The organism is Oceanicoccus sp., from assembly GCF_029238675.1.
Lineage (GTDB): Bacteria > Pseudomonadota > Gammaproteobacteria > Pseudomonadales > Dasaniaceae > Oceanicoccus.
This window is the reverse complement of sequence record NZ_JAQWFR010000002.1, coordinates 60,069-76,647: the sequence shown is the minus strand read 5'-3', so window position 1 is coordinate 76,647 and position 16,579 is coordinate 60,069. Positions and strand designations below refer to the sequence as shown.

General features: G+C 47.7%; 15 protein-coding genes. 10 read left to right on the top strand and 5 right to left on the bottom strand.

Annotated elements, in window-relative coordinates; translation table 11 throughout:
- Positions 1 to 155: 155 nt before the first annotated feature.
- A complete protein-coding gene (gene mltF, locus P8H32_RS00585) occupies positions 156 to 1,571 on the top strand; it encodes a membrane-bound lytic murein transglycosylase MltF (RefSeq protein ID WP_297292866.1) in 1,416 nt (471 codons plus the stop codon).
- A 2-nt stretch (positions 1,572 to 1,573) separates the two neighbouring features.
- Here the strand turns inward: mltF and P8H32_RS00580 are convergent, their stop codons facing one another.
- Positions 1,574 to 1,894, bottom strand: a complete 321-nt coding sequence (locus tag P8H32_RS00580; RefSeq protein WP_297292867.1) for a BolA/IbaG family iron-sulfur metabolism protein — start codon at positions 1,892 to 1,894, stop codon at positions 1,574 to 1,576.
- Positions 1,895 to 2,087: 193 nt separating this feature from the next.
- Between P8H32_RS00580 and P8H32_RS00575 the strand changes: the two genes are divergently transcribed.
- From P8H32_RS00575 to P8H32_RS00565, 3 genes are all read left to right on the top strand, one after another.
- Positions 2,088 to 2,774, top strand: a complete 687-nt coding sequence (locus tag P8H32_RS00575; RefSeq protein WP_301088191.1) for a hypothetical protein — start codon at positions 2,088 to 2,090, stop codon at positions 2,772 to 2,774.
- Positions 2,775 to 2,992: 218 nt separating this feature from the next.
- Positions 2,993 to 3,559 (top strand): hypothetical protein, encoded by a 567-nt coding sequence (locus tag P8H32_RS00570; protein ID WP_301088190.1) that lies wholly within the window; start codon positions 2,993 to 2,995, stop codon positions 3,557 to 3,559.
- 158 nt (positions 3,560 to 3,717) lie between these two features.
- Positions 3,718 to 4,194 (top strand): RDD family protein, encoded by a 477-nt coding sequence (locus P8H32_RS00565; protein ID WP_301088189.1) that lies wholly within the window; start codon positions 3,718 to 3,720, stop codon positions 4,192 to 4,194.
- Between the two features lies 1 nt (position 4,195).
- Here P8H32_RS00565 and lptG read toward each other — a convergent pair whose 3' ends face one another.
- Positions 4,196 to 5,257 carry an LPS export ABC transporter permease LptG gene (gene lptG, locus P8H32_RS00560; RefSeq protein ID WP_301088188.1) on the bottom strand — a complete coding sequence of 354 codons (1,062 nt, stop codon included), beginning with the start codon at positions 5,255 to 5,257 and terminating at the stop codon, positions 4,196 to 4,198.
- Positions 5,258 to 5,260: 3 nt separating this feature from the next.
- Positions 5,261 to 6,391, bottom strand: a complete 1,131-nt coding sequence (gene lptF / locus P8H32_RS00555; protein ID WP_301088187.1) for an LPS export ABC transporter permease LptF — start codon at positions 6,389 to 6,391, stop codon at positions 5,261 to 5,263.
- Between the two features lie 139 nt (positions 6,392 to 6,530).
- On the opposite strand from lptF, the gene P8H32_RS00550 reads away from it, so the two are divergent.
- The 5 genes from P8H32_RS00550 to P8H32_RS00530 all read left to right on the top strand — a co-directional run bounded on the left by P8H32_RS00550 (position 6,531) and on the right by P8H32_RS00530 (position 12,451).
- Entirely contained in the window at positions 6,531 to 8,015 is a 1,485-nt protein-coding gene (locus P8H32_RS00550; RefSeq protein ID WP_301088186.1) for a leucyl aminopeptidase, read from the top strand.
- Between the two features lie 5 nt (positions 8,016 to 8,020).
- The gene (locus tag P8H32_RS00545; RefSeq protein ID WP_297291660.1) at positions 8,021 to 8,467 is read left to right on the top strand and encodes a DNA polymerase III subunit chi; all 447 of its coding nucleotides are present in this window, start codon (positions 8,021 to 8,023) and stop codon (positions 8,465 to 8,467) included.
- 58 nt (positions 8,468 to 8,525) lie between these two features.
- Positions 8,526 to 8,936, top strand: coding sequence for a hypothetical protein (locus P8H32_RS00540; protein ID WP_301088185.1), 411 nt, complete (start codon positions 8,526 to 8,528; stop codon positions 8,934 to 8,936).
- A 216-nt stretch (positions 8,937 to 9,152) separates the two neighbouring features.
- Positions 9,153 to 11,930 carry a valine--tRNA ligase gene (locus tag P8H32_RS00535; protein WP_301088184.1) on the top strand — a complete coding sequence of 926 codons (2,778 nt, stop codon included), beginning with the start codon at positions 9,153 to 9,155 and terminating at the stop codon, positions 11,928 to 11,930.
- Positions 11,931 to 12,241: 311 nt separating this feature from the next.
- Positions 12,242 to 12,451 carry a cold-shock protein gene (locus P8H32_RS00530; protein WP_297291657.1) on the top strand — a complete coding sequence of 70 codons (210 nt, stop codon included), beginning with the start codon at positions 12,242 to 12,244 and terminating at the stop codon, positions 12,449 to 12,451.
- Positions 12,452 to 12,527: 76 nt separating this feature from the next.
- Here the strand turns inward: P8H32_RS00530 and P8H32_RS00525 are convergent, their stop codons facing one another.
- Positions 12,528 to 14,396, bottom strand: coding sequence for a methyl-accepting chemotaxis protein (locus tag P8H32_RS00525; RefSeq protein WP_301088183.1), 1,869 nt, complete (start codon positions 14,394 to 14,396; stop codon positions 12,528 to 12,530).
- 554 nt (positions 14,397 to 14,950) lie between these two features.
- On the opposite strand from P8H32_RS00525, the gene P8H32_RS00520 reads away from it, so the two are divergent.
- Positions 14,951 to 15,136 (top strand): cold-shock protein, encoded by a 186-nt coding sequence (locus P8H32_RS00520; RefSeq protein ID WP_301088278.1) that lies wholly within the window; start codon positions 14,951 to 14,953, stop codon positions 15,134 to 15,136.
- Positions 15,137 to 15,274: 138 nt separating this feature from the next.
- Here P8H32_RS00520 and P8H32_RS00515 read toward each other — a convergent pair whose 3' ends face one another.
- Entirely contained in the window at positions 15,275 to 16,576 is a 1,302-nt protein-coding gene (locus tag P8H32_RS00515) for a M18 family aminopeptidase (protein WP_297291320.1), read from the bottom strand.
- Between the last annotated feature and the right edge of the window lie 3 nt (positions 16,577 to 16,579).

The following is a 16,579-nucleotide window of genomic DNA, read 5'->3' as shown; positions in this document are numbered from 1 at the left end:
TGGTGAAAGGCCGCTATTCTACTGGAAGTTGGCGGCAGACTTAAGCCCAGCTGAGGGATAATTTCACCCTTTATACTAACTATTGCCAAGACGAAGCCACTATCTGCCTATACACTTAAGGCATGCTTTGGAAAAGACGACTAAAAAATCCCTGTTTGTTAAGCACCCTACTGCTATTGGGCTCACTTTGCCTGGTATCGGGTTGTACAGAAAAAGACCAGCCCAGGACGATTAAAGAGCAAGGTACTTTGCGTATTGTCTCCAGAAATGGCCCCAGCACCTATTTTGAAGACCGCACAGGCGCCACCGGTTTTGAGTATGAACTGGCACGGCTGTTTGCCGAGCATCTGGATGTGGATTTGGAGGTTACGGTACTACATAGCCTGGAAGAAATTTTTCAATCACTGGAGGATAACAATGTACACCTGGCCGCAGCCGGCTTAACAATTACCGAAGAACGGCAAAAACAACTCAACTTCTCCCCAGCCTATATGGAAATCAAACAATATGTACTTTACCGCGCTGGCACCAAACGACCGAGGTCACCGGAGCATCTGGTTGGCAGCAAAATCACAGTAATGGCAAAAAGCAGCCACAACGAGATACTCAACCGGCTTAAACCGGACTACCCCGAGTTAAACTGGCGCACAGCAACCGATGTTGAAACTGTGGACCTGCTGGACATGCTTAGCAGCAGTGAAATTGATTACACCATTTTGGATTCCAATGAATACCTGGCCAATCGCGGTTTTTATCCCCGCCTTAATATTGCTTTTGAAATTGGCCAACCCGGGCAGCTGGCCTGGGCCCTGCCCGGCACCATTACCACACCCGGGCTGATTGACGAATTGGCAACCTTCTTTAAAAAAATCAAAGATAACGGCACCCTGCGGCAACTTGAAGAGCGATTTTACAGCCATAGTGAACAGGTCAACCGTATTGGCTCTTTAACGTTTAACCAGGCCGTTGAACAAAGGCTACCCAAATACAAGAATATGATAGAGGCGATAGCCATCGAGTACGGCATTGACTGGCGACTGCTGGCGGCTATCAGCTACCAGGAATCCCACTGGAATCCCAGGGCAAGATCACCCACGGGGGTACGGGGTATGATGATGCTTACTCTACCTACCGCCAAAGAAATGGGTATTAAAAACCGGCTGGATGCCGAGCAAAGTCTCCGTGGTGGTGCCAGGTATTTTAATAAGATTTTACGCCGCCTGCCTGACCGGGTAAAAGAACCCGACCGCACCTGGTTTGCCCTGGCCGCTTATAATGTGGGTATGGGGCACCTGGAAGATGCCAGGAAAATCACTGAACGCCGTGGCGGTAACCCTAGCAAGTGGGCAGATGTGAAAGATAACCTGCCGCTACTTAGCAAGCGCCGCTGGTATAAAGGTACAAAACATGGCTATGCACGGGGCAACGAACCGGTTACCTATGTACAGAATATTCGTCACTTTTATAATTTATTGAATTGGACAGACGTGGCAAAAAACCGTACACCGCCGCCACAGCAAGTGGAGCAATATATACCGGAATCATTAAGAAGAAATATTAAGCCACTCTAGCTTTAACGATCCGCCTTGCTGCCACCCAGGCAGTCAGGGGACTCGGGAGAAACCGCCTCGCGCTGCTGCCATTCATCTGGAGTATATGTGTGCAGAGCTAAAGCATGAACAGGGCCAGCCAGTTCTTCAGCAAGCAGCTTATAAATCATTTGATGCCTGGCCACACTGCGCTTGCCGTCAAAATCAGCAGATACTGCTGTTACTTTAAAATGCGTTTCTGAATTCGCAGGCACATTATGGCTATGACTTTCATTGACCACTTCAAGATGGTCAACCACTAACTCAACCAACAATTTACTTTCAATATTCGATTGAACACTCATCAATCACTTCCACCCTGCCTATTTCAATTGTGTTCCAGCAATACCTTAACAATGGCCGAGAGTATAAATTCGAACAGCCGAAGATGATAGTTTTAAGTCGAGCTGTTGGCTAATAAAAGCGCGGTCTGTTTTAAGCGTATGGCTAGGCTATACTGTAAAGAGCTGGGTTTTAAATAGTGAGAAGAACTGAATCATGGATCAACCACTTTACGACATTATATTTACTGGACAGCTGGTGGACGGTGTTGATACCCAGACCGCCAAAACTAATCTGGCGACTCTATTCAAAACAACGCCGGGCAATGTTGAGAAAATATTTAGTGGCAAACCGCAACCTCTAAAGCGGGGTGTCGATAAACCCCAGGCCCTTAAATACAAGGCCGCCTTGCATAGGGCAGGTCTACTGGTTTCCTTTAGGGCTCACCAGCAAACCAATGACACAGCACAAAACGACGTCTGGTCTTTAGCCCCCACCGGCAGCGATTTACTCAAAGCCAACGAGCGGCAGCAAACACCAGGGGTCGAGGTTGATATCAGTAATATCAAGATGGTTTCAGCCTTTATGGAACCTGAGCCTGAGATCAAACCCATGCCGCCGGCACCGGATACAGGCCATCTTTCTGTGGCCGCTGCAGGAGAAGACCTGCTTACCGAGAGGCCGGAAACCCCACCTTCACCACTCCTGAATCTGGACGATATAACACTGGCACCAGTGGGCTCAGACTTAGAGCAGCTCACTGAAGACTTACCACCACTAGACCCGGATACCAGTAGTATCAGCATGGCGAATATCGGCGCTGATATTCTGGAAGGCCAGGTCAAAAAAGCCCCTCCAGCAGTTCCAAATACTGATCATATTTCAGTGGTTAGCAATAAATAGTTAGCTTAAATCCTTTTATTAGCAGCCCCCTACAATAACTATCGCAGGTCAGTATAGGCTTACCATCTACTCTAGAGCCCTCAAGGCTCCCTGACATGTAAATCTTAAAACCTCACTATTTTGGCAATAATATAGCTAATAAGAATAAATAAATAACTATGAATGACCGACAAAACTGGCTAAATTAATGGTCATGATTGGTTTTTTATGGAGAATAGATGCAGCCATTTAAGCAGTACAAAGTTATAAGCCAGCCCTATCGCACTTTGGCGTGCACAGCCAATACAAGCGCTCAACCCGTAATAAACCTGTCTGCAGTCTTAGCTCTAACACTTTTACTGGTTATCGCCAGCTTTAGCCCTGTTTTATATGCCGACAAAATCACCCTGTCAGCAGACCAAATACCGCCCCCTTCTTTTTACCAACAGCTTCGTCCCAATACCGCCAGCGAAACAGGCAATAGTAATAAAACCCTACTGGAGCAGGTTATGCCCAACCGGGTTTTTCTCGAGCCTTTAGTCGCCTCTGATGAACAAGCCGACGACCTGGCTTTTAACTACCTATGGCTGCAACAACATCAGGAAGGTTACTCACGCAGAGAAGGCGGCTCTGCGGCCGGAAAATTGCTGCGAATGAGCATTAAATCTTTATATAAAAATTATTCCGGTAATAGTGGTATCAATACCACCAGCGAATCCGATTTTAATAGCAGTCTGTTCGAAGTTGATTATCGCCTGCGGCTGTCGGGTGACAAAGTTAAGTTCGGTGTCGAATACGAGTTTTAGCCTGTATTGTTAACCCCCTCTACCCCCCCAGCTCTTGCATCTCGTTTACGCTTTCTATTCTATACGTCATTCCCGCCTTCGCGGCTATGACGGAAGTGCGGATTGTGCTAACCATCGGTTCTGCTAGAATGATGCCAAATTTCCCAGCCCCCATTGCTATGACTGACTCGCAAACACAATACCCCAGCGCCGGAGTGATCAAACGACTGGCTGCCATGACCTATGACTCGCTATTAATCTTCGGCCTGTTATTTACCGCCACCATTCCAACCTTATTTTTTCAAACCGGGCAGAAGCTGGATAAGGCCAATGAACAAGTGGTTCATGAATTACCCACACTGGTCGAGGGCTGGCCTTTTCAAAGCTACTTGCTACTGGTGTATATCAGTTTCTTTTGCTGGTTCTGGAGAAAGAATGGCCAAACTCTGGGGATGCAAGCCTGGCGTTTGTATGTGGTAGATAAGCAAGGGCAAACAATTTCCCTCAAGCAATGCCTGCAACGCATTGCCGGAGCCTTTGTATCAGCCGCTTGTCTGGGAATGGGTTATTGGTGGGTGTGGATTGATAAGGACAATTTGACCTGGCACGATCGCTGGTCGGACACGCGCATAGTCATTCACCCAAAAAAGCAATAGTTTAACGAGCCTTACGCAACAGCAAGACCCCGATGATTAAACAAATGATGATCGGAATCAAAGACGCATAAATCGGCTGAAAGCCATACACCATACTAGCGGGGGCCAACATATCCTGTGCGGTTCTAAAAATAATACCCACTAATACGCCAATAAAAATACGATAGCCCATAGTCACTTCCCGCAATGGACCAAACACAAAAGAAATGGCAATCAACACCAGAGTGACGGTGGACAAAGGTTGCAACACCTTCTTCCAAAACGCCAGACGATAAGGTCCGTTATTTAAACCCTGCCCCTCCAGATAATTGGAATACTGCCACAGGCCGGAAATCGATAAATTGACTGGGTCCAACACCAGCAAGTTCAGCAATTTAGGCGATACATCCGTCCACCACTGCTTGGATGATACCGTTTCGCTTTCTATCTGGTCATCCTTCGGGCGACTCTCAAGCACATCTTCCAGCAACCAATGATCGCGCTGGTAAATAGCCCGCTCGGCATAGAGAGTATTTAACAGGCGGCGTTTTTCATCAAAGCTATAAATCGTCACACCGTATAAAACACCGTTCGGTTGCACTACACTAAAGTGCATAAACTGATTACCTTCCCGATGCCACAGGCCCTCACGGCTCACCACATTTTCTGATTGACGCAGGGCAATAGCGCGCTCACTTTGGGCAATACTTTCGCTGTAAGGCGCAACATATTCACTGATCAACATCCCGGCGACCATAATCATAATAGCGGGACGCATAACCATCCACACCACTCGATTGGTTGACACACCCGCACTGCGTATCACCACTAACTCACTATTATTGGCCAAAGCACCCAATCCAGCCAAACAGCCCACCAAGGCAGCAAAGGGTAATAAATCAAAGACATTCGCCGGAATGGAATACAACACAAACCATAGTGCCGCTACAAAATCATAGTGTTGCTGCAGATTATCCATCTCATCGATAATGGCCGCGATGGCATCAAAGCCCAACAACACAATAAGCACCAGTGAAATACTGGCAAAAATAACGCTGGAGATATAACGACTCAACTTTTTCATCGCTTATTGCCCCGCCCCACGAGTATCAAGACCCGGGGCTGATTTAGACCGCAACCGACGCCAACCATCAGCACCAAATAACAGCAGCAAAGCAATTAACAAAAACACCCCATGTACCCACCACAACCCCAATTCCAAAGGAATTTTTTCTTTTTCTATACCATCCCTTGCGGCATTTAATAGCACGATATAAACAATATAAATCAAAAAGGCCGGCAGCATTTTTACAAAGCGCCCACGACGGTGATTGGTTTCACTTAATGCCTGGGCAATCAGGGCAATGATTGGCACTAAAATGCCCAGGGAAATACGCCACTGCAGCGTAGCTTTATCTTCCAGTTTAGTGGAGGCTAGCAGTTGTTCGGTACTACGGGCATCGGTTTTTTTATAGCTATTGCGCTGTATTTCCGGCTCTTTAATTAACTGCCCAAACTGATCAAAGGCCGTCACCCTGAATTCCTGGCTGCCGGGCTTGCCAATATATTGATAGCCATTTTCCAACACCAGATAGCGCCCATTGTGTTGCTCAATATTTTGTATCGTGCCCCGCTCGGCCAATATCACCGAAAGCTTTTTGCCCCCCTGCCTGGCCTTGGACTGCTCAGCGGAAAACACCTCCTCCATCACTTGCCTGCCATCATCGAGGCGCTCTATATAGGTAACCCGCCCTGACTTTTCATCTATACGAAAGCGCCCCGCCACCAGCAATTCCAGACCGCTGGAGTTTTTAGCATCCTGAAAAATTTCCTGCACCTTGGCAATACCCATGGGGCTGGCATACAAACTTAACCAGGAGACTAAAAGCGCTACTGCAACTGCGGGCGCCAAAGTAAACAACGCCAACCGGCGAGTCGACAAACCACAGGCCGCCATCACGGTCATTTCACTTTCTACATAGAGACGGCCATAGGCCAACAGGATGGCTATAAATAAACCCAGCGGTAACACCAGCTCCAGAAAGCTGGGCAGACGGTAAGCCATAATACTGAAAACCACATCCGGGGCTAAATCACCGGAAGCAGCCTGGGCGAGATATTTCACAAAGCGCCCACTCATCACTATCACCAGCAAAGTAGCGCTGACCGCCAACATGGTGATAAAGATTTCCCTCGCCAAATAGCGGAAAAGAATCATGGATAAATATGTCCCAGAATTATTTTATAGAGCCTTTTAACCTTAACGGCTAGCCAGTACACTATGGCGCCATTAGGAATGCGCAAGCATTATCTATCAATCTTTTTATTTAAGCCAATACAGTATCAAAGGAAGCCCTATGGATGTCATCGTTAAAGCTATTACCGAACCGGAATCACTTCGCAGCCAGTGCTTAATTACCCCTGTTTTTACCGATGGAAAATTGTCCAAAGTGGCCAGGCGCTTAAATAAAGCCAGCGGCGGTGTTATTCAAGCCATGGTTAAACGCGGTGATATCTCAGGTAAGGTAGCCGATACCCTGCTGCTGCCGGCTATCAGCGGCGTTAAAGCTGAACGTATTCTGCTATTGGGCTGCGGCGAAGGTAAGAAACTGGCGGAAGCGGATTTTCGCAAACTACTGACTGCAGGCTTAAAAGTCGCCAGCGACAGCAAGCTAAAAGACGCCTGCCTATTAATTGATGAGCTTTCTGTGCAGGGCCGTGACAACGCATGGGCAGCGGGCCAGGTGGCCATTGCCGGCGGCAGCGCCAACTACCGCTATAGCGAAACCGTTAGCAAACCCAAGCCTGCGGCAACCCTGAAGCGAGTGACTGTTACCAGCAAAGCTGACAAACAGACCAAGGCTTCGGCCAACCAGGGTAAAGCCATTGCCACCGGTATGAACGTGGCCAAAGAACTGGGCAACCTGCCGGGCAATATTTGTACCCCAAGCTATTTAGCCAAACAGGCAAAAGCCTTGGGCAGAAAGCACAAAAGCCTGTCTGTTTCTGTGCTTGAAGAAAAGAAAATGCGCGAATTGGGTATGGGCTCATTGCTATCGGTCACCGCCGGTACGGACCAGCCCGCTAAATTAATCGTGATGGAATACAAAGGAGCTGCCAAAAGCCAAAAGCCCCATGCCCTGGTTGGCAAAGGGATTACCTTTGACAGTGGCGGTATCAGCCTTAAGCCCGGCGCCGCTATGGATGAAATGAAATATGATATGTGTGGTGCAGCCAGTGTAATGGGCACCATGACAGCAATCACTGAGCTTAAGCTGCCGATCAATGTGGTGGCTGTTATTGCCGCTGCAGAAAACCTTCCCGCCGGCAATGCCACCAAACCCGGTGATGTGGTTACCAGTATGTCTGGCCAGACCATTGAAGTGCTGAACACCGATGCTGAAGGTCGGCTGGTACTCTGTGACGCCCTGACCTATGTAGAAAAATTCAAACCCCAGTCCGTGATTGACATCGCCACCTTAACCGGTGCCTGCGTGGTGGCGCTGGGTAAACACGCCTCCGGCCTTTACAGTAATGAAGACGATTTTGCCGAAGAATTGCTGGACGCCGGTAAACAGATTGGCGACAAAGCCTGGCATATGCCGCTGTGGGACGAATACCAGTCCCAGCTAAACAGCAACTTTGCGGATATTGCCAATATTGGTGGCCCGGGTGGCGGCAGTATTACAGCGGCTTGCTTCCTGTCACGCTTTGCTAAAAATATGCGCTGGGCCCATATGGATATTGCGGGCACCGCCTGGAATTCAGGTGGCAATAAAGGCGCCACAGGCCGCCCTGTTGGTTTGCTCACGCAATACCTGATCAACAAAAGCGGTAAATAAGGCCAATGACCAAGGTCGACTTTTATATCCTGGGTGCCGAAAGCAGCGAACAGCGCCAGCTGTTCGCCTGCCGACTGGCAGAGAAAGCCTTTAAGCTGGGCCATTCGATTTATATCCACAGCGAGGACCAGGCTCAAGCCAACGCACTGGATCAATTATTATGGTCGTGGCGCAATAGCAGTTTTGTTCCGCACCAGCTTGAAACCAAAGAGACTGACAGTAACGCACAGGGCTTATTAAATATCGGTTTTAATCGAGGTCAAGGATCTTCAACCGCTGTTAACGGTTTATTGATTAACCTCTCGCCGACGGTACCCGAGTTCTTTAGCCGCTTTGAGCGGGTGTCAGAAATTGTTGTGCAATCCGCCACCGTCATTGAGTCCACCCGCAGCAATTATCGCTTCTATCGAGACCGCGGTTACCCGCTGGAAAACCACGATCTGCGCAAATAAATGATCACTGCTATGCTTTATCCAAAAATCTAAAAGAGCACCCAGGCTGGACATCCCCATGAGTAGTAATAACGAACAATTGCCCCAGGAAAAAACCTCAAAAAACGATTTACTGGATGAACTCAAATCCATCAAAGGTTTACTGGATGATGATCTTAATATCGATATTCCTATTCTGGATGATGTGGTTAATAGCGAACCCGAGTCACTAAACCCACCCCTAAACCCACCCCTAAACCCTGAAGACCCAGGCTATGAGGAAGAGCAGGAAGAGATGTTCACCGAATTTGAAATGGCCCCTCACGCTACCTCGAGCCCAGCAGCCGAAGAAGAAGTGAATATGGATCTACTGATTCAGGAAATCATTGATGAGTTTATTCCGACCATTGAAGACCAACTGCGCCAGCGGTTATCCCAGTGCTCCCCTGCAGTGATTAAACAGTTGGCGGAGAAACACTTGTGTGATTGAGGACTGGCTTCAACGAAAATGACTACCGTCATTCCCGCGAAGGCGGGAATGACGGCTTTTTGGGGTTACGGCCTCGTTTAGTTCATACCTTTGAATTACAGCCCTCACTCACTCCTACCCGCCTATTTCACGCTTTATTCCCCCTGTACCTGTTTTCTGCCAAGCCATAACTCTTTATACTACTGACCCCTTTTTACACGAAGAAGCCCAACACTAATGGATAAAACATTCCAACCCGCCGACATCGAAACCAAGTGGTACCAAAACTGGGAAAAGAAAGGCTATTTTGCTCCCAGCGGTGAAGGTGAGCCCTACTGCATTATGATCCCGCCGCCGAATGTCACCGGCAGCCTGCATATGGGCCATGGTTTCCAGGAAACCATTATGGATGTGTTGATCCGCTATAACCGGATGAAAGGTAATAACACCCTCTGGCAGGTGGGAACTGACCACGCCGGTATTGCCACCCAAATGGTGGTGGAACGCCAACTGGAAGCTCAGGGTATCAAACGCAAAGAACTGGGCCGGGACAAGTTTATTGAGAAGGTCTGGGAGTGGAAAGAAGAAAGCGGCGGCAACATTACCCAACAGCTTCGCCGTATGGCCGCCTCTGCGGATTGGTCACGTGAACGCTTTACCATGGATGAAGGCTTGTCTAACGCTGTACAGGAAGTCTTTGTACGCTTATATGAAGAAGACCTGATTTACCGCGGCACCCGCCTGGTTAACTGGGACCCCGTACTGCATACCGCCGTATCCGACCTTGAAGTTATTTCTGAAGAAGAAAACGGTTTTTTGTGGCACTTCCACTACCCGCTAGCTGATGGTTCTGGTCAACTAACCGTTGCCACTACTCGCCCCGAAACCATGTTGGGTGACACCGCTGTTGCTGTTAACCCCAACGATGAACGCTATCAGAGCCTGATCGGTAAAATGATCAAACTGCCATTAACTGATCGAGAAATTCCCATTATCGCCGACGAATATGTCGATATGGAATTCGGTACCGGTTGCGTAAAAATCACCCCCGCCCATGACTTTAACGATTATGAAATGGGTAAGCGCCATAACCTGGCGATGATCAATGTGCTTACCGACAATGCCACAATGAATAAAAACGTCCCGCAAGCCTATCAAGGTATGGATCGTTTTGATTGCCGTAAGCAAGTCGTTGCCGATTTAGACGCACAGGGGCTGCTGGATAAAATTGATGACCATAAGTTAAAGGTTCCCCGCGGTGATCGCTCCGGTGTGGTTATCGAGCCTTATCTAACCGATCAGTGGTATGTCGATGCCAAGACCCTGGCGAAACCAGCTATTGCCGCCGTTGAAAATGGCGATATCGAATTTGTACCCAAACAATATGAAAATATCTATTTCTCATGGATGCGTGATATCCAGGACTGGTGTATCTCCAGACAGCTATGGTGGGGCCACCGTATCCCTGCATGGTATGACGAAGAAGGTAAGGTCTACGTGGGCCGCAATGAAGAAGAGGTGCGCGCCAAACATAGTTTAGGGGATCAAACCTTACGTCAGGACGACGACGTACTGGATACCTGGTTCTCCTCAGCGCTATGGACCTTCTCAACCCTGGGTTGGCCAGAAGACACCAAAGAACTCGCCACCTTCCACCCAACCAATGTATTAGTCACCGGCTTCGATATTATTTTCTTCTGGGTAGCCAGAATGATTATGATGACCCTGCACTTTAAACAGGAAGTGCCCTTTAAGCAGGTCTATGTTCACGGCTTGGTAAGGGATGCCGAAGGGCAGAAAATGTCCAAGTCCAAAGGCAATGTGTTAGACCCTATCGACTTGATTGATGGCATTGAACTGGAAGAACTGGTGGGCAAACGCACCAGCGGTATGATGCAGCCACAGTTAGCCAAAAAAGTTGAAAAGGCAACACGCAAGCAATTCCCCGAAGGCATTGCCGCCTATGGTACCGATGCGCTGCGTTTTACTTATTACTCGCTGGCCTCTACCGGCCGCGATATTAAATTTGATATGGGCCGTATCGAAGGCTACCGCAACTTCTGTAATAAAATCTGGAATGCAGCCCGCTATGTGCTGATGAATACCGAAGACCAGGACTGCGGACAAGACGGCAGCAGCGACTACGAATTAACCCTGGCCGACCGCTGGATTATTTCCCGTTTACAACGCACCGAACAGGAAGTGGCTGAAGCCATTGCGCAATATCGCTTTGATTTGGCCTCACAGGCGCTCTACGAGTTTATCTGGAACGAATACTGTGATTGGTACCTCGAGCTTTCAAAACCCGTGCTATGGGACGACAACGCCTCCCCTGCCCTGAAAAAAGGTACCCGTCGTACTTTGATTCGCGTATTGGAAACCACATTGCGTTTGCTTCACCCGTTTATGCCCTTTATCACTGAAGAAATTTGGCAGCGCGTTGCACCACTGACCGGCAAAGTCACTGAAGGTGGTGAAGCCACCGTTATGTTGCAACCCTACCCTGAATTAAATCAAGATTATATTGATGCCCAGGCCGAGACGGACATTGAATGGGTAAAAGGCGTGATTGAAGGTGTGCGTAATATTCGCGGTGAAATGAATATCTCCCCTGCCAAAGCCATTCCTATCCTGATAAAAAATGGGGATAGCGAAGATCAGAGAAGGCTGGAAGAAAACCGTCAGTTCCTGATGACACTGGCCAAGCTGGAAACAGTTACCTGGCTGGCCGAAGGTGATAAAGCGCCCATGTCAGCCACCTCATTGGTTGGACAAATGGAAATCCTGGTGCCGATGGCAGGCCTGATCGATAAAGCAGCCGAAACCGCGCGCCTGGCGAAAGAGATTGAAAAACTGCAGAAAGATTTGGACCGTATTAGCGGCAAGCTAAGCAATCCTAAATTTGTTGATAAAGCACCAGAAGCCGTCGTCAATAAAGAAAAGGAAAAACAATTAGCCCAGCAGCAATCTCTCGACAAGCTGCAACAGCAACTGGAACAAATTAATGCCCTGTAACTGTCTGCCCAAGCTTTATCCGTAAATGCTGCTTACGGATAAATTTTTATTTAAATGAGTAGACAAGTCTATTTGCCAGACGGTACTATCTGGCTCAAGTTTTTGCCTTTTATCAAAAGACTAATAACAATAATTGAATGAGTTTGTTTATTTATTTAGGGTAGTTTAATCGCTTCCTGCTTTCCCTCGGGACTTATCATTCGCTTGCGAAGATCAGCCCAGCCAGTGTTATGTAATATTGTCAAAGAACAACAGTAGCACTGAATTAGTTACTCACAATAATAATCAATATAATAAAGAGGATTAATTTAATGTCAGATCGTGTAACCGGAACGGTAAAATGGTTTAACAACGCAAAAGGCTTTGGGTTTATCACTCAGGAACAGGGAGACGATGTCTTTGTTCATTTTCGCTCTATTGCAGGGGATGGTTACAAAACGTTAGATGAGGGCCAACAAGTTGAGTTTACCTTATCTGAAGGGCCTAAAGGGTTTCAGGCTGAAGAGGTTTGCAAGGTATAATTTACGTCACACAAAAACAAAAAAGGCCAACATCTGTTGGCCTTTTTTGTTGTCTATCCCGGAAAAACTTCCGCAATCAAAGTTTAAAAGTACTCACCATATCTCTTAGAGATGTACCCAATTGAGCCAACTCCCCGCTGGCCTCTGAGGTTTGTTCCGTTTGCGCCTTGGTCGCCTTTGACAGATCAGACACGCGGGTTACATTACTACTAATTTCTTCTGCAGTTGCACTTTGCTCTTCTGCGGCAGCCGCTATCTGGATATTCATATCGTTAATTTGGCTAACCATGGTTGAGATATCCGTTAAAATCTCTGAAGACCTTGTTACCTTGGCAATACCGGACTCGGCACGCTGGTTTGAGTTACTTACCGTGGCAACCACTTGATTGGTACCCTGCTGAAATTCAGTAATGGTTTTACGAATCGTCTCTGTTGACTCTTGCGTACGCTGCGCCAGGGTTCTTACCTCATCAGCCACCACCGCAAAACCTCGACCTTGCTCGCCAGCCCTTGCTGCTTCAATCGCCGCATTCAACGCTAGCAGGTTGGTCTGTTCGGCAACATTTTGAATCGCATCTAACACCTGCCCTATGTTTTCACTATTGCGCTCAAGCTCTTTGATAGCATTCGCTGCATCCTGTACTTCGTGTGTCAGGGCTTCAATCTCCTGGCGGGCTTCCTGGGAAACCTCAACGCCCTCTTTTAACTGCATATCCACTTCGCTAACGCTATCCGCTGCAGAAGAAGCGTTGCGGGCAATTTCATGGGCGGTGGCGCTCATCTCATTAACGGCAACCGCGGCGTGCTGCACTTCACTGGTTTGTGTATCGGACGAGTGTTTAACTTCCTGCGTCACCATCGACATTTCTTCCGCCGAGCTGGCTACCGTCATAGAGGCATCATTAATCCTTCCAATCATTTCATGCAAGGCTTCCAGTAAGCTATTAAAAGCGAGGGCTACTTTCCCGATTTCACCCTGCCCATGAACACTTAAACGTACCGACAGGTCTTTATGCTTAATCACATCGGTAATCTCTTTGACAAAATTTTCCAGCGGTTTAAAAATAGAAAAGGCAACACCCAGGGCAGAAAAACCAATAACCAAACCGATCAGTGCGATAGAGGCAATTAAAAACTGAGAGTTATTGGCGGTCGCTTCAGCAATCATAGTATTCAAGGTCGCCTTTAAACCTTTGAATAATTTCTCCGCAATATGAACCGTTGCCCTTAACTCACCCAAGGCACCAGAATCCGGGTCCAAACCGATCGTCTTTTCTGCATCAACTAAAGATTTAAACTGATTGGCATAATTCCCAACCGAACCATTGATAGCTTCGCTCTCAGCAGCGCTCATATAGACCGGGGTCAGTGAGGTGAATTTTTCAACTTCCTGATCAAATTTACCCAAATACTTCAGGTTGCGGCGCAACATAAAATCCTTTTCATGACGACGCAGCATCAACATAGAAGCCCTCAGCTCAGGAGCATCTGACAGTTTTTCTTCTACGGAATGAATTTTGGCTCTCAAAGCTCCATAAAGGCCCGATTTAGAATCATAACCAATGGTACGCTGATGCTCGACAACCCTATTAAAGCGGCTGCCATAGTCTTTTAAGCTGGCTCCCATCTCAGTCAATGCACTGGTATCAATGTTGGCTGTTTTCAGCTTCGCCGATAAGCTATTCACTTCAATCAGGGTTTGCTTAAGCGTGCGATTAAACCGCTTCACATATTTGTCATCCCTGCGGGCAAGAAAGTCCTTCTCGTGCCGCCGCAGCATCAGCATATCAGCCTTGATGTCACTCAACTGTGTATCACTGCGTTGCAAATGCTGCAAATTGGCCATGCCATTAGCCACAATAACACCAACAAACAGCAACCCTACAACCGCAATAATGGCAAGTAGCAACAGCCGACGCTTAATGGATATGTTAAATAAGTTCATTGATAATCCCTGGTAAGTTACTTCTTAAGTCCACTATCGGCAGTTTAGTTAAAATATTTAAAGCAACCACAGGTAAAATGTTAGGTTACTAGCCCCAAAGGTAGGCACTGCTATCCCAGCAGTTTAGCAACAGTGCCTAATTATCACCACTTCTCTGTGTGATTAGTGCTAAACTTGCGAGCGGTTAGTTAGTTATTGTTCTGACCTGATTCTTTATGTTTTTAACCATATTTCTTAACCATATTTTTTAACCAGGCCTTTCAACTAAAAAGAAGGCCAACTATAAAAAGAAGGAAACAATGAACCTACTCTATCGAATTATTTTAAGTGCTATCATCGCCGCAGGCATCGCGGTAATCCTGAATACTGTTACCAACTCAGCTGACAGCGGCCTTGCTATTGATGCAACAACTTTTGTTATTATCTTTACCGGCTGTATTATCGTTGCTCTAGTGAGCCCAGTTATTAATACCAGTACAGCAACATCGGCAAGCAAGCCCACCAAAAAAACCAAAAGGTCTAAACCATCTAATAAAGGACGCGAACAAGGGGAAGTGAAGTGGTTTAACGTCAGTAAAGGCTACGGTTTTGTAACCCGCAAAACAGGGGAAGATATTTTTGTTCACTTCCGCTCTATTCAAGGTGAGGGTCGTCGAGTATTACGTGAAGGACAAGCGGTGGAATTTACCGTAACCGAAGGGGATAAAGGGCCGCAGGCTGAGGATGTAGATACTTTGTAAACCACCGTCATTCCCGCGAAGGCGGGAATCCAGCGCTGTAAATTCCCGCAGCCTGCCCTCGAGTGCTTTAGTCGGGGGGCGGAAATAACAGCATAAGCATGCAGGCTGGGCCCCCGCCTTCGCGGGGGCGACACTGTATTAATTAACCGCCACATCCCCCGCCTGGTTAAAGACTTCTAATACCCGAAACAAACTATAAGCATCCTGGCTGCCAGCCAACTCCCTGATCGAGTGCATAGCAAAAGTCGGCACACCAATATCCACCGTTTTTACGCCCAGCTCACCCGCTGTAATCGGTCCAATCGTACTGCCGCAACCCATATCCGTTCTGACTACAAAAGCCTGCACTGGCTGCCCAGCTTGTTCACACCAGCGGCGAAACAGAGATGAAGTTTCACTGTTGCTGGCATAACGCTGATTGGCATTAATTTTAATCACCGCCCCTTTGTTGAGCAGCGGACCATGATTGCCATCGTGCTTGTCGGCAAAGTTGGGATGTATCCCATGGGCATTATCGACAGAAATCATCATCGAGCTGTCCATCGCTCTAACAAAGTCAGTTTCTGAACCCAGCAAGCGTCGCAATACGGATTTCAGCATCGGCCCCTGCGCCCCTGCTGCTGATTGGCTGCCCACTTCTTCGTGGTCATTACATACCAGCACACAGTTTTGTTCACCGGCGGTAAGCAGTGCCTGCAAACCGATATAGCAGGACAACAAGTTATCTAACCTGGCACTGGCTATAAAATCGTTGTTTAAGCCGATAAGCGCTGGCGGCTGGGCATCATAAAAACTTAATTCATAATCAAGGATTTTCTCTGCCTCAAGGGTTGGCTGTTGCTGCTTAAGTTGAACTAGTAGCAAAGCCCTGAAATCGGTTGACTTGTCTTCTGTCTGCATCAAAATTGGCGGTATATCCTTTTGCGCATTTACCGCTCGTTTGCTATTGGCTTCCCGGTCCAAGTGAATCGCCAGGCTGGGAATGGAGGCAATAGCCTGCTCGAAATTAATTAATGTGCTGCAGACTTGCCCCGCTTTATTTTGATAAGTCACTCTCCCGGCCAAAGACAGGTCACGGTCAAACCAGGGGTTTAATAGCACGCCACCATAGACTTCGACACCCAGTTGGAAGTAACCCTGATTGTTCAGCTCTGGCTGGGGTTTTACTTTTAAACAAGGGCTATCGGTATGGGCACCTACCATTCGAAAACCGCTACTAACAGGGGATTGGCTGCCGCCATTAATGGCCACAATGGATGAGCCATTGCGAATAATATAATGCTTGTATGGTGCCTGGGGCTCTGGCCAGTCCTCGCCCTCCTGTAACGGGCTATAGCCAGCCGCTTGTAAACGTTTGGCCATGGTTTCAACAGCATGAAAAGGTGTGGGTGATGCCTGTAAGAAACTTAACAGGTCGTGATTAAAATGCTGCAAGTCCATCGG

Bases quoted from the DNA above. Each gene is read 5' to 3' on its own strand.
- P8H32_RS00540 (WP_301088185.1), top strand. From the start codon at position 8,526: ATGAGTAGTAATAACGAACAATTGCCCCAGGAAAAAACCTCAAAAAAC.
- P8H32_RS00580 (WP_297292867.1), bottom strand. From the start codon at position 1,894: ATGAGTGTTCAATCGAATATTGAAAGTAAATTGTTGGTTGAGTTAGTG.
- P8H32_RS00570 (WP_301088190.1), top strand. From the start codon at position 2,993: ATGCAGCCATTTAAGCAGTACAAAGTTATAAGCCAGCCCTATCGCACT.
- P8H32_RS00515 (WP_297291320.1), bottom strand. From the start codon at position 16,576: ATGGACTTGCAGCATTTTAATCACGACCTGTTAAGTTTCTTACAGGCA.
- P8H32_RS00535 (WP_301088184.1), top strand. From the start codon at position 9,153: ATGGATAAAACATTCCAACCCGCCGACATCGAAACCAAGTGGTACCAA.
- lptF (WP_301088187.1), bottom strand. From the start codon at position 6,391: ATGATTCTTTTCCGCTATTTGGCGAGGGAAATCTTTATCACCATGTTG.
- P8H32_RS00545 (WP_297291660.1), top strand. From the start codon at position 8,021: ATGACCAAGGTCGACTTTTATATCCTGGGTGCCGAAAGCAGCGAACAG.
- P8H32_RS00565 (WP_301088189.1), top strand. From the start codon at position 3,718: ATGACTGACTCGCAAACACAATACCCCAGCGCCGGAGTGATCAAACGA.
- P8H32_RS00530 (WP_297291657.1), top strand. From the start codon at position 12,242: ATGTCAGATCGTGTAACCGGAACGGTAAAATGGTTTAACAACGCAAAA.
- lptG (WP_301088188.1), bottom strand. From the start codon at position 5,257: ATGAAAAAGTTGAGTCGTTATATCTCCAGCGTTATTTTTGCCAGTATT.
- P8H32_RS00525 (WP_301088183.1), bottom strand. From the start codon at position 14,396: ATGAACTTATTTAACATATCCATTAAGCGTCGGCTGTTGCTACTTGCC.
- P8H32_RS00575 (WP_301088191.1), top strand. From the start codon at position 2,088: ATGGATCAACCACTTTACGACATTATATTTACTGGACAGCTGGTGGAC.
- P8H32_RS00550 (WP_301088186.1), top strand. From the start codon at position 6,531: ATGGATGTCATCGTTAAAGCTATTACCGAACCGGAATCACTTCGCAGC.